Source organism: Streptomyces katrae, assembly GCF_000966975.1.
GTDB lineage: Bacteria > Actinomycetota > Actinomycetes > Streptomycetales > Streptomycetaceae > Streptomyces > Streptomyces katrae.
The window spans coordinates 1-18,761 of sequence record NZ_JZWV01000219.1 but is presented as its reverse complement, the minus strand read 5'-3'; the positions used below and the strand labels follow the sequence as shown (position 1 = coordinate 18,761).

15 protein-coding genes and 3 pseudogenes are annotated in these 18,761 nt (G+C 69.4%); 14 read left to right on the top strand and 4 right to left on the bottom strand.

Annotation, left to right across the window (positions count from 1 at the left end; translation table 11 throughout):
- From VR44_RS10170 to VR44_RS10155, 4 genes and pseudogenes are all read left to right on the top strand, one after another.
- A partial coding sequence (locus tag VR44_RS10170; protein WP_045947091.1) for a vitamin B12 dependent-methionine synthase activation domain-containing protein occupies window positions 1-271 on the top strand: 271 nt, incomplete at its 5' end.
- A gap of 115 nt (window positions 272-386) precedes the next feature.
- A pseudogene (locus VR44_RS10165) lies at window positions 387-1,099 on the top strand (HAD family hydrolase).
- A gap of 478 nt (window positions 1,100-1,577) precedes the next feature.
- Window positions 1,578-3,182 carry an ABC transporter substrate-binding protein gene (locus tag VR44_RS10160; RefSeq protein ID WP_045947090.1) on the top strand — a complete coding sequence of 535 codons (1,605 nt, stop codon included), beginning with the start codon at window positions 1,578-1,580 and terminating at the stop codon, window positions 3,180-3,182.
- A gap of 71 nt (window positions 3,183-3,253) precedes the next feature.
- The gene (locus VR44_RS10155) at window positions 3,254-4,837 is read left to right on the top strand and encodes an ABC transporter substrate-binding protein (RefSeq protein WP_045947089.1); all 1,584 of its coding nucleotides are present in this window, start codon (window positions 3,254-3,256) and stop codon (window positions 4,835-4,837) included.
- A gap of 71 nt (window positions 4,838-4,908) precedes the next feature.
- Here VR44_RS10155 and VR44_RS10150 read toward each other — a convergent pair whose 3' ends face one another.
- Window positions 4,909-5,580, bottom strand: a complete 672-nt coding sequence (locus VR44_RS10150) for a response regulator (protein ID WP_045947088.1) — start codon at window positions 5,578-5,580, stop codon at window positions 4,909-4,911.
- Between the two features lie 86 nt (window positions 5,581-5,666).
- Window positions 5,667-6,555 (bottom strand): annotated as a pseudogene (locus VR44_RS10145) (RecB family exonuclease).
- Between the two features lie 249 nt (window positions 6,556-6,804).
- Between VR44_RS10145 and VR44_RS10140 the strand changes: the two are divergent.
- The 3 genes from VR44_RS10140 to VR44_RS10130 all read left to right on the top strand — a co-directional run bounded on the left by VR44_RS10140 (window position 6,805) and on the right by VR44_RS10130 (window position 9,674).
- Window positions 6,805-7,938, top strand: coding sequence for a site-2 protease family protein (locus VR44_RS10140; RefSeq protein ID WP_094191537.1), 1,134 nt, complete (start codon window positions 6,805-6,807; stop codon window positions 7,936-7,938).
- Between the two features lie 18 nt (window positions 7,939-7,956).
- Window positions 7,957-8,853 (top strand): tRNA (adenine-N1)-methyltransferase, encoded by an 897-nt coding sequence (locus VR44_RS10135; RefSeq protein ID WP_042814566.1) that lies wholly within the window; start codon window positions 7,957-7,959, stop codon window positions 8,851-8,853.
- A 209-nt stretch (window positions 8,854-9,062) separates the two neighbouring features.
- A complete protein-coding gene (locus tag VR44_RS10130) occupies window positions 9,063-9,674 on the top strand; it encodes a hypothetical protein (protein ID WP_045947085.1) in 612 nt (203 codons plus the stop codon).
- A 4-nt stretch (window positions 9,675-9,678) separates the two neighbouring features.
- Here the strand turns inward: VR44_RS10130 and VR44_RS10125 are convergent, their stop codons facing one another.
- Window positions 9,679-9,999, bottom strand: coding sequence for a ferredoxin (locus tag VR44_RS10125; protein ID WP_045947084.1), 321 nt, complete (start codon window positions 9,997-9,999; stop codon window positions 9,679-9,681).
- A 264-nt stretch (window positions 10,000-10,263) separates the two neighbouring features.
- Here VR44_RS10125 and arc point away from each other — a divergent pair, with 264 nt between their 5' ends.
- The 6 genes from arc (at window position 10,264) to prcA (ending at window position 16,412) form a co-directional block, all read left to right on the top strand.
- On the top strand, window positions 10,264-12,030 hold the full coding sequence (arc, locus tag VR44_RS10120) for a proteasome ATPase (RefSeq protein ID WP_045947094.1): 1,767 nt from the start codon (window positions 10,264-10,266) through the stop codon (window positions 12,028-12,030).
- Between the two features lie 247 nt (window positions 12,031-12,277).
- Window positions 12,278-13,789, top strand: a complete 1,512-nt coding sequence (gene dop, locus VR44_RS10115) for a depupylase/deamidase Dop (protein WP_045947083.1) — start codon at window positions 12,278-12,280, stop codon at window positions 13,787-13,789.
- A gap of 184 nt (window positions 13,790-13,973) precedes the next feature.
- The gene (locus VR44_RS10110) at window positions 13,974-14,186 is read left to right on the top strand and encodes a ubiquitin-like protein Pup (RefSeq protein ID WP_045947082.1); all 213 of its coding nucleotides are present in this window, start codon (window positions 13,974-13,976) and stop codon (window positions 14,184-14,186) included.
- Window positions 14,187-14,228: 42 nt separating this feature from the next.
- A complete protein-coding gene (locus tag VR44_RS42415; RefSeq protein ID WP_094191535.1) occupies window positions 14,229-14,816 on the top strand; it encodes an endonuclease VII domain-containing protein in 588 nt (195 codons plus the stop codon).
- Window positions 14,768-15,607 carry a proteasome subunit beta gene (prcB, locus tag VR44_RS10100; protein ID WP_045947081.1) on the top strand — a complete coding sequence of 280 codons (840 nt, stop codon included), beginning with the start codon at window positions 14,768-14,770 and terminating at the stop codon, window positions 15,605-15,607. Before VR44_RS42415 ends, prcB begins: the two co-directional genes overlap by 49 nt.
- Window positions 15,608-15,647: 40 nt before the next feature.
- Window positions 15,648-16,412, top strand: a complete 765-nt coding sequence (prcA, locus tag VR44_RS10095; protein ID WP_045947080.1) for a proteasome subunit alpha — start codon at window positions 15,648-15,650, stop codon at window positions 16,410-16,412.
- 61 nt (window positions 16,413-16,473) lie between these two features.
- On the opposite strand, the gene VR44_RS10090 is transcribed toward prcA, so the two are convergent.
- Complete coding sequence (locus tag VR44_RS10090; RefSeq protein ID WP_094191534.1) at window positions 16,474-17,469, bottom strand: LacI family DNA-binding transcriptional regulator; 996 nt, start codon at window positions 17,467-17,469, stop codon at window positions 16,474-16,476.
- A gap of 137 nt (window positions 17,470-17,606) precedes the next feature.
- Between VR44_RS10090 and VR44_RS10085 the strand changes: the two are divergent.
- Window positions 17,607-18,761, top strand: a pseudogene (locus tag VR44_RS10085) (MFS transporter); the annotation flags it as partial.

The window sequence follows — 18,761 nt, the reverse complement described above, 5'->3', positions numbered from 1 at the left end:
CTGGCACGCCCGCGTCCGCGCCGAGCTCGGCTTCGGCGGCGAGGACCCGGCCGCCATCGAGGACATGTTCGACCTCAAGTACCGGGGGGCCCGTTTCTCCCTCGGCTACGGCGCCTGCCCCGACCTGGAGGACCGCGCGAAGATCGCCGCCCTCCTGGAGCCGGAGCGGATCGGCGTCCACCTCTCGGAGGAGTTCCAGCTCCACCCCGAGCAGTCCACCGATGCTCTGGTCATCCACCACCCCGAAGCGAAGTATTTCAACGCACGCTGACACAGACCGGCGTACACTGGTCGGTCCCATACAGGCCGGTCACCTGTTCCCGAGGGGGATGCCCCGCGCGGTTCCGAGGTGACCGGCCTTGTCGTCCCCGGAGAGAGGCGTCCGCATGACCAGCACCGTTCCCGCTCCCGTCGTCCACACGGCCGACGGGCACGCCCTGCAGGCGGTGCTGCTCGACATGGACGGCACCCTCGTCGACACCGAGGGGTTCTGGTGGGAGATCGAGGCGCAGATCTTCCACGAGCTGGGCCACCGCCTCGACGACGCCTGGCGGAACGTGGTCGTCGGCGGCCCCATGAGCCGCAGCGCCTCCTTCCTGATCGAGGCGACCGGCGCCGACATCGGCCTCGCCGAGCTGAGCGTCCTGCTCAACGAGCGCTTCGAGGCCCGGATCGCCGAACAGGTCCCCCTGATGCCCGGCGCCGAGCGGCTGCTGAGCGAGCTGGCCCGGCACAACGTGCCCACCGCACTGGTCTCCGCCTCCCACCGCCGCGTCATCGACCAGGTCCTCCTCACCCTCGGCCGCGACCGCTTCCACCTGACCGTCGCCGGCGACGAGGTCCCCCGTACGAAGCCCCACCCCGACCCCACCCCGACCCCTACCTGTTCGCCGCGAGCAGCCTCGGGGCGCACCCCTCGCGGTGCGCCGTCATCGAGGACACCGCGACCGGGGTGGCCGCCGCCGAGGCGGCCGGCTGCCGGGTCGTGGCCGTGCCCTCCGTGGGCCTGATCGAGCCCGCCCCCGGCCGGACCGTCGTCCGCTCGCTGGAGGACGTGGACCTGCCCTTCCTGCGCTCCCTCATCACTCCGATGAACTGAGCGCACACCGTCAGTACCGGACGGAACGGGGGCGGGAGCCCGCCGCGACGGAAGGATCTTCCGCGCACGGGTCCGGAGGCCGAAATTCCATCCCGGCGATGTGGGCGGAGCGGGTGACTTTGGTCACCCGCGAAGCCTTCGCCGGACCTGCCCCGAGCCTCCAGGGGCTTCCTATGTGTCCGGATTGATCATCTCCTGACACCATCTGCGAAGTCTCCGGCATAAGCGGTCAGTCCGCGCCCATCACAGTGCGATTACGCCCCCACTCCTGCTGGTTCCAGCCACCCCTTCCCGGGCCACTAATGTCGTCGCGGGCACTCCGCACGCACCTCTGCCGTACCGGCCGCACACCCTTGCACCGGCACGCGCGTGGACCGATCGTCAAACACCGGCCCGATCGTTCCGCCCTGAACGGGCGACCGCAGCGAAGTGCCCTCTACGCCGCTTAACAAGTGCCGGGTGAGGGAGTACTTCCAGCATGAACCGCAAGACCATGGTGCTGACGGCCGCGATCGGCCTGCTCACCCCCGCGCTGTCCGCATGCGGCAGCGCGAGCGGAAACGGAGCAGGGTCCGGAGCGATCGTCGTCGGCACCACCGACCGGTTCGAAGCCGCCGATTACGCCCCCGCCCCGTTCGACCCCGCCTACGCCTACGACGCCACCACCTGGAACATCCTGCGCCAGACGGTCCAGACGCTGATGCACACCCCGCGCGGCGGCGGCCAGCCCGTCCCCGAAGCGGCCTCCGACTGCCGCTTCACCGACAACGACAACGAGAGCTACCGCTGCACCCTGCGGCCGGGCCTCAAGTTCGCCAGCGGTGACCCGCTCACCGCCAAGGACGTCAAGTTCTCCCTCGACCGGGTCCGCGCCATAAAGGACGAGAACGGCCCCTCCTCCCTCCTCTCCACCCTCGACACCGTCGAGGTCAAGGGCACCGACACCGTCGTCTTCCACCTGAAGACCCCGGACGCGACCTTCCCCTACAAGCTCGCCACCCCCGCCGCCGGCATCGTCAGCGAGAAGAACTACGACGCGAAGAAGCTCCGCAACGGCTTCGCCGTCGACGGCTCCGGCCCGTACACGATGAAGGCCGAAGTCAAGGACAACCACCTCGTCCGGGCCGTCTTCACCAAGAACCCGAACTACAAGGGCGACCTCAAGCTGCAGAACGACAAGGTCGAACTGCGCACCTTCCCCGACTCGGCCGCCGCCACCAAGGCGCTCTCCGACGGCTCGATCAGCATGGTCTCCCGCACCCTCTCCCCGGCCCAGATCGCCGAGCTGTCCGCCAAGCCCCCCAAGGGCGTCAAGCTCGTCCCCATGCCGGGCCTGGAGATCCGCTACATCGGCTTCAACACCGACGCCCCGGCCGTCAAGGACAAGGCCGTGCGCCAGGCCCTCGCCGCCGCCGTCGACCGCAACAACGTCATCTCCAAGGTCTACGGCAAGTCCGCGCAGCCCCTGTACTCGCTGGTCCCCACCACGGTGGGCGGCCACGTGAACTCCTTCTTCAACAAGTACGGCGAGGCCAACACCGCCAAGGCCGCCGACCTGCTGAAGGCCGCTGGGATCAAGACCCCCGTCAAGCTGACGCTGAACTACACCACCGACCACTACGGCGACGGCACCGCGGCCGAGTTCCAGGCCCTCAAGGCCCAGCTGAACTCCACCCAGCTCTTCGACATCACCGTCCAGGGCAACGAGTGGGGCGACTTCCGCCCCGCCCAGAAGAAGGGCGACTACGCCGCCTACGGGCTCGGCTGGTTCCCCGACTACCCGGACGCCGACAACTTCCTCGCCCCGTTCCTGGAGCAGGACAACTTCCTGGGCACGCCGTACGCCAACAACACGGTGCGCACCAAGCTCATCCCCGAGTCCCGCAAGGCCGCCGACCGCAACGTCGCCGTCCCCGCGATCACGGAGATGCAGGACATCGTCGCCGAGGACGTGCCCGTCCTGCCCCTGTGGCAGGGCAAGCAGTACGTCGCCGCACGCGACGGGATCACCGGAGTGGAATGGTCGGTCAACGCCATCTCCGACCTCCAGCTGTGGGAACTCGGCCGCGGCGTCAGCAGCTGAGACCGGCAGCAACCGGCGGCGGACGTCGCAGGCCGGCGCAAAGATCAGACAAGAACTGTTAAGGACATCGCGTGAAGAGACGTAACCAGTGGCTGGTGGCCCCGCTCGGGGCGGCCACGGCCGCCGCGCTGCTCAGCGGCTGCGGCTCGCAGGACGGCTCGGCCGCCGGCGACGGCAAGGGCGTCGTCATGGGCATATCCGACAAGGTGAAGTCCACCGACCCGGCGTCCGGCTACGACCCGGGCTCCTGGCTGCTCTTCAACAACGTCTTCCAGTCGCTGCTGACCTTCCCCAAGGGCGGCAACACCCCCGAGCCCGACGCCGCACAGGCCTGCAACTTCGAGGGCGGCGACAGCAAGGTGTACAAGTGCACCCTGCGCGCCGGCCTGAAGTTCAGCAACGGCCACAGCCTCACCTCGAAGGACGTCAAGTTCTCCTTCGAACGCACGCTGAAGATCAACGACCCGAGCGGCCCGGCCGTCCTGCTCTCCGCCATCGGGAGCATCGACGCCCCCGACGAGAAGACCGTCGTCTTCAAGCTGAAGACCCCCGACGCGACCTTCCCGAGCAAGATCGCCTCGGGCGCGGGCGCCATCGTCGACCACGCCGAGTACCCGGCCGACAAGCTCCGCACCGACAACAAGGCGATCGGCTCCGGCGTCTACAAGCTGGACTCCTTCAGCGAGAAGAGCGCCAACTTCTCGGTCAACGACTCCTACAGCGGCAAGGCCAAGGCCAAGAACACCGGCGTCACGCTGAAGTTCTTCAACGGCGACCAGGCCGGCCTCAAGACCGTCCTCGAAAGCGGCGACGTCGACTTCGCCTTCCGCGGCCTCGCCGCCAAGGACATCGCCGGCCTCGCCGCCACCAAGACCGGCGACAACAAGGTCGACGTCGTCCAGGGCACCGGCGCCGAAGTCCAGCACATGGTCTTCAACGTCAACGACCCGGTCGTCGGCAAGCTCCCCGTCCGCAAGGCCATCGCCTACCTCGTCGACCGCGAAGCGCTCGTCAAGGACGTGTACTCCGGCACCGCCGTCCCGCTGTACTCGATCGTCCCGGCCGGCATCGCCGGACACACCACCCCCTACTTCGACCGCTACGGCGGCAGCCCCCAGCTGGAGAAGGCCAAGGCCGTCCTCAAGGCCGCCAACATCAGCGGCAAGATCAAGCTCACGCTGTACTCGACGCCTTCCCGCTACGGCCCCTCCACCGACCAGCAGTTCCAGGTCATCGCCAAGCAGCTCAACGAGAGCGGCCTGTTCGACGTGGACGTGAAGTCGGTCGAGTTCGAGCAGTACGAGAAGGACATCAAGGCCGGCAAGTACGGCGTCTACGTCAAGGGCTGGGTCCCCGACTACCCCGACGCCGACAACTTCACCCAGCCGTTCTTCGGGCCGGACAACGTCCTGATGAACAACTACGACAACAAGGAGATCAGCGGGTCCATCATCCCCTCGACCTCCACCAAGTCCGACCGCACCGCGGCCAACCCGGACTACACCCGCCTCCAGGACATCGTCGCCGACGAACTCCCCATCCTCCCGCTCTGGCAGAGCAAGCAGTACGCCGTCGCCCGCCAGAACGTCACCGGTCTCCAGTGGTCCCTGGACGCCTCCACCGTCTTCCGCTTCTGGGAGATCAGCAAGGGCTGACCCGCCCTGACACGGCTCCGCCCCGGCACCCGCGAAGGGTGCCGGGGCGGACCCGTGTCCACAACCGGCCGCTACTGCGCGCCCGGCCGCACCAGACCGCTCTCGTACGCGTACACCGCCGCCTGCACCCGGTCGCGCAGCCCCAGCTTCGTCAGCACATGACCCACGTGCGTCTTCACCGTCGTCTCGCTCACGAACAGGTCCGCCGCGATCTCCGCGTTCGACAGCCCCCGCGCCACCAGCTTCAGCACCTCCACCTCGCGCTCGGTCAGCGTCCCCAGCACGTCCGGGACGCTCTCCTCACCCGACGGCAGATGACCGGCGTACTTGTCCAGCAGCCGGCGCGTGATGCTCGGCGCCAGCATCGCCTCGCCCGCAGCCACCACCCGGATCGCCTGCACCAGCTCATTGGCCGGAGCGTCCTTCAGCAGGAACCCGCTCGCCCCCGCCCGCAGCGCCTCCACCACGTACTCGTCCAGATCGAACGTGGTCAGCACCAGCACCTTCGCCGGCCCGTTCCGCTCCGGACCCGTGATCTGCCGCGTCGCCTCCACCCCGTCCATCCGCGGCATCCGGATGTCCATCAGCACCACGTCCGGCTGCAGCGCCCGCACCTGCTCCAGCGCCTGCAGACCGTCCCCGGCCTCACCCACCACCACCAGGTCCTGCTCCGCCTCCAGGATCATCCGGAAGCCGGTGCGCAGCAGCGGCTGGTCGTCGACCAGCAGGACGCGGATCGCCACAGGAGGTACCTCGTATTCGTCGGACGGCTTCGGCGCCGCCCATTCTGCCCTGGCCCCGCGACCATGAACCCGCCGGGCGCCCGGCCTCAGGCCGGACCCGGAAGGGACGGCCGGGGCACCACCGGCAGCGGATACACCGGGGGAGTACCGCCGAACTCCGGACACACCGACTGATGATCACACCAGCCGCACAGCTTCGTCGGCCGCGGCCGCCAGTCACCCGTCTCCGTCGCCTCCGAGATCGCCTCCCACAACGCGTGCAGCTTCCGCTCCACCCGCTCCAGATCCGCCACCACCGGGTCGTACGTCAACACGTCACCACTGCCCAGATACACCAGCTGCAGCCGCCGCGGCACCACACCCTTCAGCCGCCACACCACCAGCGCGTAGAACTTCATCTGGAACAGCGCACCCTCGGCATACTCCGGCCTCGGCGCCTTGCCCGTCTTGTAGTCGACGATCCGCACCTCACCCGTCGGCGCCACGTCCACCCGGTCGATGATCCCGCGCAGCCGCAGCCCCGACTCCAGCTCCGTCTCCACGAAGAACTCCCGCTCCACCGGCTCCAGCCGCGTCGGGTCCTCCAGCGTGAACCAGCGCTCCACCAGCGCCTCCGCCTCAGCCAGCCACCCGGCCAGCCCGGCGCCCCCGTCCCCCTCCGGGAACAGCCCCGCCAGCTCCGGCTTCGCCTCCAGCAGCCGCTCCCACTGCCCCGGCAGCAGCTCCTTCGCCCGCGGCACCGTCCGCTCCACCGCCGGATGATCGAACAACCGCTCCAGCACCGCGTGCACCAACGTCCCCCGCGTCGCCGCCGCACTCGGCTTCTCCGGCAGCCGGTCGATCACCCGGAACCGGTACAGCAACGGACACTGCATGAAGCTGCATGAAGTCACCCGCCCGCGAAGGCGACAGCGAAGCGGGCCGGGCAGCACCCGGGAAAGCACCGTCGGAAGCGGCGCCGGGGATCGTCGTCATGCGTAAAACCCTACGACCCGGCACCGACAGCACGCGCATACCATCGACTCCGGGCCCATCGCCCTGCATGATCGGAGCATCACACCGCGCAACAGCACCCCACCCCGCGCGACCCGGCCCCACGCCGCCCCACCCCCGGCGTGGACCACACTGGAAGCAAAACGCACCGAACGAAGGAACGCCGTGGCAGACACCGACGAAACCGGCGAGCGCCCCGCCAAGCGCTCCGAACCGGGCGGCGGCATCCTCATGGGCCGCCCCTTCGGCGTACCCGTCTACGTCTCGCCCAGCTGGTTCCTCGTCGCCGCCCTCATCACCTGGGTCTTCGGCGACCAGCTCGACCGGATCCTCCCCGACCTCGGCCCCGCCCGCTACCTCGTCTCCCTCTTCTTCGCCGTCGCCTTCTACGCCTCCGTCCTCGTCCACGAACTCGCCCACACCATCGCCGCACTCCGCTTCGGACTCCCCGTGCGCCGCATCCAGCTCCAGTTCTTCGGCGGCGTCTCCGAGATCGAGAAGGAATCCGAAACCCCCGGCCGCGAATTCGTCCTCGCCTTCGTCGGCCCCCTCCTCTCCCTCGCCCTCGCCGGGATCTTCTACCTCGGCATGAACGCCGTCGACCCCGCCACCGTCCCCGGCGTCCTCCTCGGCGGCCTCATGGTCTCCAACCTCCTCGTCGCCGCCTTCAACCTCCTCCCCGGCCTCCCCCTCGACGGCGGCCGCATGCTCCGCGCCCTCATCTGGGGCATCACCGGCAAACCCATGACCGGCACCGTCGCCGCCGCCTGGGTCGGCCGCGCCCTCGCCATCACCGTCCTCATCGGCCTGCCCCTCATCACCCAGACCGGCGTCCTCGGCAACCCCACCCAGGACATCGGCGGCATGGACACCGTCATGGACGCCCTCCTCGCCGCCATCCTCGCCGCCATCATCTGGACCGGCGCCGGCAACAGCCTGCGCATGGCCCGCCTGCGCGAACACCTCCCCGAACTGCGCGCCCGCACCCTCACCCGCCGCGCCATCCCCGTCCAGGCCGCCACCCCCCTCTCCGAGGCCCTCCGCCGCGCCAACGAAGCCGGAGCCCGCGCCCTCGTCGTCGTCGACGGACAGGGCGACCCCACCGCCATCGTCCGCGAAACCGCCATCGCCTCCGTCCCCGAACACCGCCGCCCCTGGGTCGCCGTCAGCACCCTCGCCCAGGACCTCACCGACGGAATGAAGGTTTCGGCGGAACTCACCGGCGAAGAACTCCTCGACCACCTCCGCACCACCCCCGCCACCGAATACCTCGTCCTCGAGACCGGCGGCGAGATCTACGGCGTCCTGTCCACCCTCGACGTCGAGAAGGCCTTCGTGAAGGCCATGGCGCGGCCCCAGTCCTGAAGCCAATACACTGGTCACATGTCCGAACCGACCGGTGCCGCCCGCCGACGCGGGCCCTTCGAGGTCGGGGACCAGGTACAGCTGACCGACCCCAAGGGCCGCCACTACACGTTCACGCTCGAAGCCGGGAAGAACTTCCACACCCACAAGGGTTCCTTCCCGCACGACGAGCTGATCGGCGCTCCCGAGGGCAGCGTTGTCCGCACCACCGGCAACGTCGCCTACCTCGCGCTGCGCCCCCTGCTCCCCGACTATGTCCTGTCCATGCCCCGCGGCGCCGCCGTGGTCTACCCCAAGGACGCGGGCCAGATCCTGGCCTTCGCTGACATCTTCCCCGGCGCCCGCGTCGTGGAAGCGGGAGTGGGCTCCGGCTCCCTGAGCAGCTTCCTGCTGCGCGCCATCGGCGACCAGGGCATGCTCCACAGCTACGAGCGCCGCGCGGACTTCGCCGAGATCGCCACCGCCAACGTCGAACGCTACTTCGGCGGCCCCCACCCCGCGTGGAAGCTGACCGTCGGCGACCTCCAGGACAACCTCGACGAGACCGACGTCGACCGCGTCATCCTCGACATGCTCGCCCCCTGGGAGTGCCTGGAAGCGGTCAAGAAGGCCCTCGTGCCCGGCGGCATCCTCTGCTGCTACGTCGCCACCACCACCCAGCTCTCCAAGACCGTCGAGTCCATCCGCGAGATCGGCTGCTTCGCCGAACCGCAGCCCTGGGAATCGATGATCCGCAACTGGCACGTGGAAGGCCTCGCCGTCCGCCCCGACCACCGGATGATCGGCCACACCGGCTTCCTCGTCACCGCCCGCCGCCTCGCGGACGGCGTCGAACCCCCCATGCGCCGCCGCCGCCCCGCCAAGGGCGCCTACGGCGAGGACTACGAAGGCCCCGGCAGCGACCGCTCCGCGTAGCCGGCGCCACCCCACGCCGCCGCCCCGCCCCGGGGCGCGCACCCAACACGAAAGCGCTGTGGCGCAGTTCCCGGAAACCCTCCCGGAACTGCGCCACAGCGCCTTTTCGTTGCCCGCACGCGAAAGAGGCGGACCCGGCCGTTCCACCCCGGTGTGAGGTATGGCACGATGCTGGCTCACCGTCACCCTTCGTACAGGAGACACCCCGAGTGACGCACAGCCCCACCGACCCCGCCCCGTCGTTGGAAGACCTGTCGCCCGAACACCCCCCGCACCACAGGGCCAAGCCCGTCCACTGGGTCGCCACGGCCACCGCCATGGCCGCCGTCATAGCCGGCGCGGGCCTCCTCCAGCCCGACCGGGCCACCGGAGCCACCCCCGCCACCGAGGCCGCCGGCGCCCCCCGGGCCACCGCCCCCGACGCACACGCGGTCACCTACCCCCTCGACTGCAAGGGCGCCGCCCAGACCGTCACCGCCACCGCTCAGGGCGACCTCGACGGCGACGCCCGCCCCGAGACCGTGGCCGCCGTACGCTGCGACGCCGGCTCCGGCACCCCGCCCCACGCCATCTACGTACTGGCCCAGGAAGCCGCCCCCGGGGCCCGGCCCCGCGTCGTCGCCACCCTCCTCGACCCCGCCAGACGCCGCACCGCGACCGAGCTGACCGTCCGCGACCGGACCGTCACCGCGAGCCTGCTCGGCTACTCCTCACCCTCCGTGCCCCGCTACAGCCCCGACGTCAAGCAGCTCGCCAAGTGGCGCTGGACCGGCGGCACATTCCGCCAGGAGCTTACGGATTCGACCGCCGGACGTGTTTGAACCGTCACTCGGCGTCCGGGCCGTACACCTCGACCCCGTCCGAAACGCGCCTCACGTGAATGCAGTCACCCGGGCATTCCCGCGCCGAATCCACCACGTCCTGGAGCAGCGGCAGCGGAACCGGAGTCGTCGCTCCGGCCTCCACGAGGAGCTCGTCCTCGGGGCTCTTCACATACGCCAGACCGTCGATGTCCAGCTCGAACACCTCCGGGGCGTACTGCACGCAGATCCCGTCCCCGGTGCAGAGGTCCTGGTCGATCCAGACCTCGAGGGACTCTCCGGCACCGCCGGAACCGCCCGCCGGGGCCTCCTGCTGCACGGTCATATCTCCTGCCGTTCCCTGCTCTGATTGATCCGTTCCGGAAGCGGCTCTCGGCAAGTCGCGCGGGCCCGGACGGGTGTTGAACGGTTCGACCTTACAACCGGCTGCTTTCCGATGTTGAAGGGTGGGTATTTCCCTGGCGTGAGGGAGTACGCAAGGGTGAAGATCGGACACACCCCTACCGTCTTTGTGATCTAGGGGTTTCAATCACCACCAGCCCAGGTAGGGTCAGGAAGCGTCCAGCTCCCCTTGGAGGAGGTGAGGACCGTGGCAGCCCACGACGACGACATCAACCGCGGCATCCGGCCCGGGCGAGGGTCTGAGGACCCCGCTGGCCAGGTTGCCTATCTCGAGCAGGAAATCGCCGTCCTGCGCCGCAAGCTCGCCGACTCTCCGCGTCACACGAGGATTCTCGAAGAGCGGATCGTCGAGCTCCAGACGAATCTGGCAGGCGTATCCGCGCAGAACGAACGACTGGCGAATACGCTCCGTGAGGCCCGCGACCAGATCGTGGCCCTCAAGGAGGAAGTCGACCGGCTCGCACAGCCGCCGGCCGGCTTCGGTGTCTTCCTTCAGGCGAACGAGGACGGCACCGTCGACATCTTCACCGGCGGCCGCAAGCTCCGCGTGAACGTCAGCCCCAGCGTGGACCCCGAAGACCTCCGGCGCGGCCAGGAGGTCATGCTCAACGAAGCGCTCAACGTGGTCGAGGCCATGGAGTTCGAGCGCGCCGGGGACATCGTCACCCTCAAGGAGATCCTCGAGGACGGCGAGCGCGCCCTGGTGGTCGGGCACACCGACGAGGAGAGGGTGGTGAGGCTCGCCGAGCCGCTCCTGGACATCACCATCCGCCCCGGCGACGCCCTCCTGCTCGAACCCCGCTCCGGCTACGTGTACGAGGTGGTCCCCAAGAGCGAGGTCGAGGACCTCGTCCTCGAAGAGGTCCCGGACATCGACTACGACAAGATCGGCGGCCTGGGCGACCAGATCGAGCTGATCCGCGACGCGGTCGAGCTCCCCTACCTCTACCCGGACCTCTTCAAGGAGCACGAACTGCGGCCCCCGAAGGGCATCCTGCTCTACGGCCCGCCCGGCTGCGGCAAGACGCTCATCGCCAAGGCCGTCGCCAACTCCCTTGCCAAGAAGGTCGCGGAGGTGACCGGACAGGCGGCGGGGAAGTCCTACTTCCTGAACATCAAGGGCCCCGAACTCCTCAACAAGTACGTCGGCGAGACCGAGCGGCACATCCGCCTCGTCTTCCAGCGTGCCCGCGAGAAGGCGAGCGAGGGCACCCCCGTCATCGTCTTCTTCGACGAGATGGAGTCCCTCTTCCGCACCCGCGGATCCGGCGTCAGCTCGGACGTGGAGAACACCATCGTCCCGCAGCTGCTCGCCGAGATCGACGGTGTGGAGGGCCTGGAGAACGTCATCGTCATCGGCGCCTCCAACCGCGAGGACATGATCGACCCGGCGATCCTGCGGCCCGGCCGCCTCGACGTGAAGATCAAGATCGAGCGCCCGGACGCCGAGGCCGCGAAGGACATCTTCGCGAAGTACCTCAAGGCCTCGCTGCCGCTGCACACGGACGACCTCAGCGAGCACTCGGGCTCGCCCGAGGTGGCCGTCCACAGCATGATCCAGACCGTCGTCGAACAGATGTACGCGGAAAGCGAGGAAAACCGCTTCCTCGAGGTCACGTACGCCAACGGCGACAAGGAAGTCCTCTACTTCAAGGACTTCAACTCCGGAGCGATGATCCAGAACATCGTCGACCGGGCCAAGAAGATGGCCATCAAGGCCTTCCTCGAACACAACCAGAAGGGCCTGCGGGTCTCCCACCTCCTCCAGGCCTGCGTGGACGAGTTCAAGGAGAACGAGGACCTGCCCAACACCACCAACCCCGACGACTGGGCCCGCATCTCCGGAAAGAAGGGCGAGCGGATCGTATTCATCCGCACCCTCGTCACCGGAAAGCAGGGCGCGGACACCGGACGATCCATCGACACGGTGGCGAATACCGGTCAGTACCTCTGACGGCGCGAGGCGGCTGCGGGTGCCTCACACGGCACCCGCGGCCGCCTGCTTTACCGCCCGCCTTTTCCGGCCGTGACAAGGCGAAGTCAATGACTGAAATGATCTCCCCACCAGCGCGGAGTGGTTCTAGGCTCTTCCGTACCGCCGGTCGCGCAGTGCGGGACGGGCACCGCACATGACGCACCGGAGCACCAGCGGTACTTGAGCGCCGCCCCGAACGGGAGCGGCGCCGGGCAAGGAGGGCCGCATGACCGTACGGCGAGTAATGGGGATCGAGACGGAGTACGGGATCTCCGTCCCCGGGCACCCGAACGCCAATGCCATGCTCACCTCGTCCCAGATCGTCAACGCCTACGCGGCGGCGATGCACCGGGCGCGACGCGCCCGCTGGGACTTCGAGGAGGAGAACCCGCTGCGGGACGCCCGCGGCTTCGACCTCGCCCGCGAGGCCGCCGACAGCAGCCAGCTGACCGACGAGGACATCGGCCTCGCCAACGTCATCCTCACCAACGGCGCACGGCTCTACGTCGACCACGCGCACCCCGAGTACAGCTCGCCCGAGATCACCAACCCCCTCGACGCGGTGCTCTGGGACAAGGCCGGCGAACGCATCATGGCCGAGGCCGCCGAACGGGCCGCCCAGCTCCCCGGCGCCCAGCCGATCCACCTCTACAAGAACAACACCGACAACAAGGGCGCCTCCTACGGCACGCACGAGAACTACCTGATGAAGCGGGAGACCCCCTTCTCGGACATCGTGCGCCACCTGACGCCCTTCTTCGTCTCCCGCCTCGTCTTCACCGGAGCCGGCCGCGTCGGCATCGGACAGGACGGCCGCGAGCACGGCTTCCAGATCAGCCAGCGCGCGGACTACTTCGAGGTCGAGGTCGGACTGGAGACCACCCTCAAGCGCCCCATCATCAACACCCGCGACGAGCCCCACTCGGACGCGGAGAAGTACCGCCGGCTCCACGTGATCATCGGGGACGCCAACCTCTCCGAGATCTCCACCTACCTCAAGCTGGGCACGACCGCCCTGGTCCTGTCCATGATCGAGGACGGGTTCATCAACGTCGACCTGGCCGTGGACCAGCCGGTGCGCACCCTGCACCAGGTCTCCCACGACCCCGACCTCCAGCACCTGATCACGCTCCGCAGCGGACGGACGCTGACCGCCGTACAACTCCAGATGGAGTACTTCGAGCTGGCCCGGAAGTACGTGGACGAGCGGTTCGGCACCGACGCCGACGAGCAGACCAAGGACGTCCTGAGCCGCTGGGAGGACGTGCTGGGCCGGCTGGAGACCGACCCGATGAGCCTGGCGGGCGAGCTGGACTGGATCGCCAAGCGGGAGATCCTGGAGGGCTACCGCAGGCGCGACGGACTCGGCTGGGACGCGGCGCGGCTGCACCTGGTGGACCTCCAGTACTCGGACGTGCGCCCCGAGAAGGGGCTGTACAACCGCCTGGTGGCCCGCGGGAAGATGAAGCGGCTCCTGGAGGAGCCGGCCGTGGAGCGGGCCCAGAGCAAGCCCCCGGAGGACACCCGGGCGTACTTCCGCGGCCGCTGCCTGGAGCAGTACGCGGACGACGTGGCGGCGGCCTCCTGGGACTCGGTGATCTTCGACCTCCCGGGCCGCGACTCCCTCCAGCGGGTCCCGACCCTGGAGCCCCTGCGGGGGACCCGCAAGCACGTCAAGGAGCTCCTGGACCGCTGTCGCACGGCGGAGGACCTGGTCCGGGTGCTTTCGGGGCAGTGAGCGGTGCCTTCGGGGCCTGAAAGGCCCCCGGTCTGGGAATCATGAAGACAGCCGGACGTTGTGAAAGTACGGGGACGAATGCCGGACCCTCCTTGTAGGGTCCGGCGTAGGGTCTGATCTTGAGAGGTCCCGAATCCCGGGGTCTCTCCGTGTGAGCGCGCGAACCGAGCGGGGTGAGGTAGACATGGCGACCAAGGACACCGGCGGCGGACAGCAGAAGGCCACTCGCTCGACCGAAGAGGTCGAGGAGCAGGCCGCGGAAGCGCAGTCCGACCTCAAGGAACGACAGGAAAAGCTCTCCGACGACGTCGACTCGGTGCTCGACGAAATCGATGATGTGCTCGAGGAGAACGCCGAGGACTTCGTGCGCTCCTTCGTTCAGAAGGGTGGAGAGTGATTTCACCTTCGAATCGAAGGTGAAATCGCTTGGAGAGGGTGGATGTTGGGGGCGGGGAAGCAGTGTCCGCGATGTGGCCTAGTCAAGCCGCTGGAGGCATTCGCTTCCAACAAGGCAATGCGTGACGGCCTGCAGTGCTACTGCAGGCCGTGCGCGGCCGAATATCATCAGCAACGCCAGAAGGCCAAGGGGAAGAACGTTCGTCCCCGGGTTGAAGCACCCGAGGGGCACAAGTACTGCCGCCGGTGCGGGGAGATCAAGCCGCACTCGGAATGGGATCGGAACAAGACGGCGTCGGACGGGTTGTCGACGCGTTGCAAGGCGTGCCGTGCCATCGAGAGCCGCGCTGCTCATCTCAAGCGTGCGTATGGCATGACCGAGGCTGAGCGGGACGAAATGGTTGCAGCTCAGGGCGGTCTTTGTTGTATCTGTCTGAAAGCTCCGGCCGTCCATGTGGATCATTGCCACGAGACGGGTAGGGTCCGAGGCGTACTGTGCTTCAACTGCAACTCGGCCATCGGCAAGTTGGGAGACGATCCCGACACCCTGCGTCGGGCCATCTCATACCTGGAGGGACACGCGTGGAAGCCAACAATCGTGGCACAGGGCGTCTACCGGCAGCCTTCCTGACGCCGGGGTCGTCGTCCTTCATGGACTTCCTGGGCGCGCACGCGCCCGAGATGCTGCCGGGGAACCGGAAGCTTCCCGAGGGGATCGTCGAGGCCCCGCACGGGACGACCATCGTCGCCGCCACCTTCCCCGGCGGGGTCGTCCTCGCCGGTGACCGGCGGGCGACCATGGGGAACATGATCGCGCAGCGGGACATCGAGAAGGTGTTCCCGGCGGACGAGTACTCCGCGGTGGGCATCGCCGGTACGGCCGGCCTGGCCGTGGAGATGGTCAAGCTGTTCCAGCTGGAGCTGGAGCACTTCGAGAAGGTCGAAGGGGCGACGCTCTCCCTGGAGGGCAAGGCGAACCGGCTCTCGACCATGATCCGGAGCAATCTGGGCATGGCCATGCAGGGGTTGGCGGTCGTGCCGCTGTTCGCGGGGTACGACGAGGCCAAGGAGAAGGGCCGGATCTTCTCCTACGACGTGACCGGCGGCCGCTCCGAGGAGCACGGCTACGCCGCCACCGGTTCCGGTTCCATCTTCGCCCGGGGCTCCATGAAGAAGCTCTACCGCCCCGATCTGACGGAGGAGCAGGCCACCACCCTGGTCGTGCAGGCGCTGTACGACGCCGCCGACGACGACTCGGCGACCGGCGGCCCGGACCTGTACCGCCACATCTACCCCATCGTCACCGTCATCACCGACGAGGGTTTCCGCAGGCTGGACGAGGACGAGTCGCAGGCGCTCGCCCGCAAGGTGACGGACCGCCGGCTCCAGGAGCCCGACGGACCGCGCGCCGCCCTGCTCTGACCAGTCCTCTCGTCGCCCAGAAGAAAGGGACGGAAAGCCGGTGTCGACTCCGTTCTATGTGTCACCCCAGCAGGCCATGGCCGACCGGGCGGAATACGCCCGGAAGGGCATCGCCCGCGGTCGCAGCCTCGTCGTGCTGCAGTACGCCGACGGCATCGTGTTCGTCGGTGAGAACCCGTCCCGTGCGCTGCACAAGTTCAGCGAGATCTACGACCGGATCGGCTTCGCGGCCGCCGGCAAGTACAACGAGTACGAGAACCTGCGCATCGGCGGCGTCCGCTACGCCGACCTGCGCGGGTACACCTACGACCGTGACGACGTGACGGCGCGCGGTCTGGCGAACGTGTACGCGCAGACCCTCGGCACGATCTTCTCCTCGGCCGGTGAGAAGCCGTACGAGGTGGAGCTGGTCGTCGCCGAGGTGGGTGCGACGGCCGCCGGGGACCAGATCTACCGGCTGCCGCACGACGGGTCGATCGTGGACGAGCACGGCTCGGTCGCGGTCGGCGGGAACGCGGAGCAGATCAGCAGCTACCTGGACCAGCGGCACCAGGACGGGATGACCCTGTCCGAGGCGCTGAAGCTGGCGGTGCAGGCGCTGTCCAGCCAGGCCAACGGGGCCGACAAGACGATCCCGGCGGAGCGGCTGGAGGTCGCGGTGCTGGACCGTACGCGGTCGCAGCAGCGGAAGTTCAAGCGGATCCGGGGGCGTCAGCTGTCGCGGCTGCTGGAGGCGGAGGTTCCGGCGGCGGCGCAGGTGGATGCCGTGTCGAACGACGAGGCGCCGGAGGACGACGCCGAGTAGTCCGGGGACGCCGCGAGGCCCCGGTTCGCCCCGTACGGGGGCGGGCCGGGGCCTTCGTGCGTCAGGCCGGGGCGGGGCCGGTGGAGTCGCGGACGACGAGGTGGACGGGGATGTCGGGGGCGGTCCAGGGGCGGCCTTCGAGGACGGCGAGGAGGGCGTTCATGCCGTGTTCGCCGACCTGTTCGGCGGGGAGGCGGACGGTGGTGAGTTCGGGTTCGACGGCGGTGGCGAGGCCGAGGTCGTCGATGCCGGTGACGGAGAGGTCCTCGGGGACGCGCAGGCCGAGGCGGCGGGCGGCCTTGCAGGCTCCGGCGGCGAGGACGTCGTCGTCGCAGAGGATGGCGGTGGGGCGTTCCGTGGGGTTCGCGAGGGCGGTTTCCATGGCCGTGCGGGCGGCGTCGACGCTGAGGGCGGCGCGTACGGTGCGCAGCTCGGTGGTGGGGCCGAGGAGGGTGGCGAGGGCGTGGGCGCGGATGTGGAAGGTCCAGGTGTCGACGTCGGCGGCGAGGTGGAGGAAGCGGCGGTGGCCGTGGCCGAGGAGGTGTTCGGCGGCTTGGCGGACGCCGTCGGTCATGGCGAGGTTGACGTGGGCGGCGGCGCGGCCGGCGGTGGGGTCGCTGTCGAGCATGACGAGGGGGAGGTCGTCGCCGCCGATGGCGTCGAGGGCCGCGGCGGCCATGGAGGAGGCGATGACGCCGTCGATGGCGGCGCGGGCGGAGGCGAAGGGGTCGCGGGCGGGGCCGGTGCCGTCGGGGGAGGGGTAGAGGACGACGCCGAAGCCGTGGGCGGCGGCGACGCGGGCGGCGCCGGTGTAGACGCGGGCGAAGAACTCGTTGGTGAGGGCGGGGACGACGAGGAGGGCGGTGCGGGTGCTGCCGAGGCGGAGGTTGCGGGCGGCGAGGTTGGGGCGGTAGCCGAGGGTGGTGGCGGTTTCGCGGACGTGGGCGGCGGTGCGTTCGGAGACGCGGCCGCGCCATTTGTCGCCGAGGACGAGGGAGACGGTGGCCTGGGAGACTCCGGCGGCGGTGGCGACGTCGCGGCTGGTGGGTCTCGTCACAGGAATCTCCTGAAGTGCCAGGTGGGGCGGGTGGGGCTGGTCCGCGGGGTGGACCCGGGGTCTGCGGCCATGGTACGTATGACGGGTCGAGTTATACGTATTACCCCGGCGGACAGTCCGGGCAGAAGGGGGCACTCATGGCCGCGGGTTACGCGGAGCTGCTCAGGACCCGGTACGCGGCGCGGCTCCTGGCGGGCACGCTGCTGGGCCGGCTGCCGAACGCCACCGCCGCCATCGCGATCGTCCTCTTCATCCGCTCCGAGGGCGGCAGCTACAGCCTGGCGGGCGCGCTGGCGGCCGCGTACGGGCTGGCGAACGCGGTGGGGCAGCCGCTGCTGGGCCGGGCGGTGGACCTGTACGGGCAGCCGCGGGTGCAGCTGCCGGCGGCGTTGGTCTCCGCGCTGGGCATGGTGTGGCTGGCCGCGGCGGGGACGGGGTCGATGGCGGCCGCCTATGCGGCGGTGCTGGTCTCCGGTCTGTTCACCCCGCCTCTGGAGGGCGGTCTGCGGGCCCTGTGGCCGACGGTGCTCGGTGGCCGTGAGGAGCGGGTGCACGCCGCGTACGCGATGGACGCCGTGGCCCAGGAGATCATGTACACGGTGGGCCCGCTGCTGGTGACGCTGTGCGTCGCGCTGTGGTCCCCGGGCGCCGCGCTGCTGGTGCTCAACGGTGTCGGTCTGGTGGGCGTGCTGATGGTGGTGCTCTCCGAGCCCTCCCGTACGTGGCGCTCGGCGCCGCGCGAGGCCCATTGGCTGGGCGCGCTGCGCTCGCGCGGGCTGCTGGCGCTGCTGGGTGCTTTCTTCTTCGTGGGCATGGCGCTGGGCTCGATCGCGGTGGCGGCGGTGGCGTACTCCGACGACCACGGCGGCCAGGCGGTGTACGGCTGGCTGATGGCGGCGGTGGGGCTCGGCGCGCTGGCGGGCGGCGTGTGTTACGGCGCCCGGCAGTGGGCGGGGCTCCGGAGCGGCGGCTGCGGCTGCTGGTGGGCCTGCTGGCGGTGGGTTACCTGCCGCTGATGCTGAGTGTCGGGCCGGTGGCGATGACGGCGCTGGCCGCGGTCGCGGGTGTGTTCCTGGCGCCTTCGCTGGCCTGTGCGTTCATCGTGGTGGACCGGCACGCCCCGGCGGGCACGGTGACCGAGGCCTTCTCCTGGCTGGTGACCTTCTTCGGTGTGGGTGCGGCCATCGGTACGGCGGCGGCCGGTCCGGCGGTGGAACTGGGCGGGACGACGGCCGGTTTCGCGGTGGCCGGCGGTGCGGGGGTGGCGGCGCTGCTGGTGCTGACGGCCACTC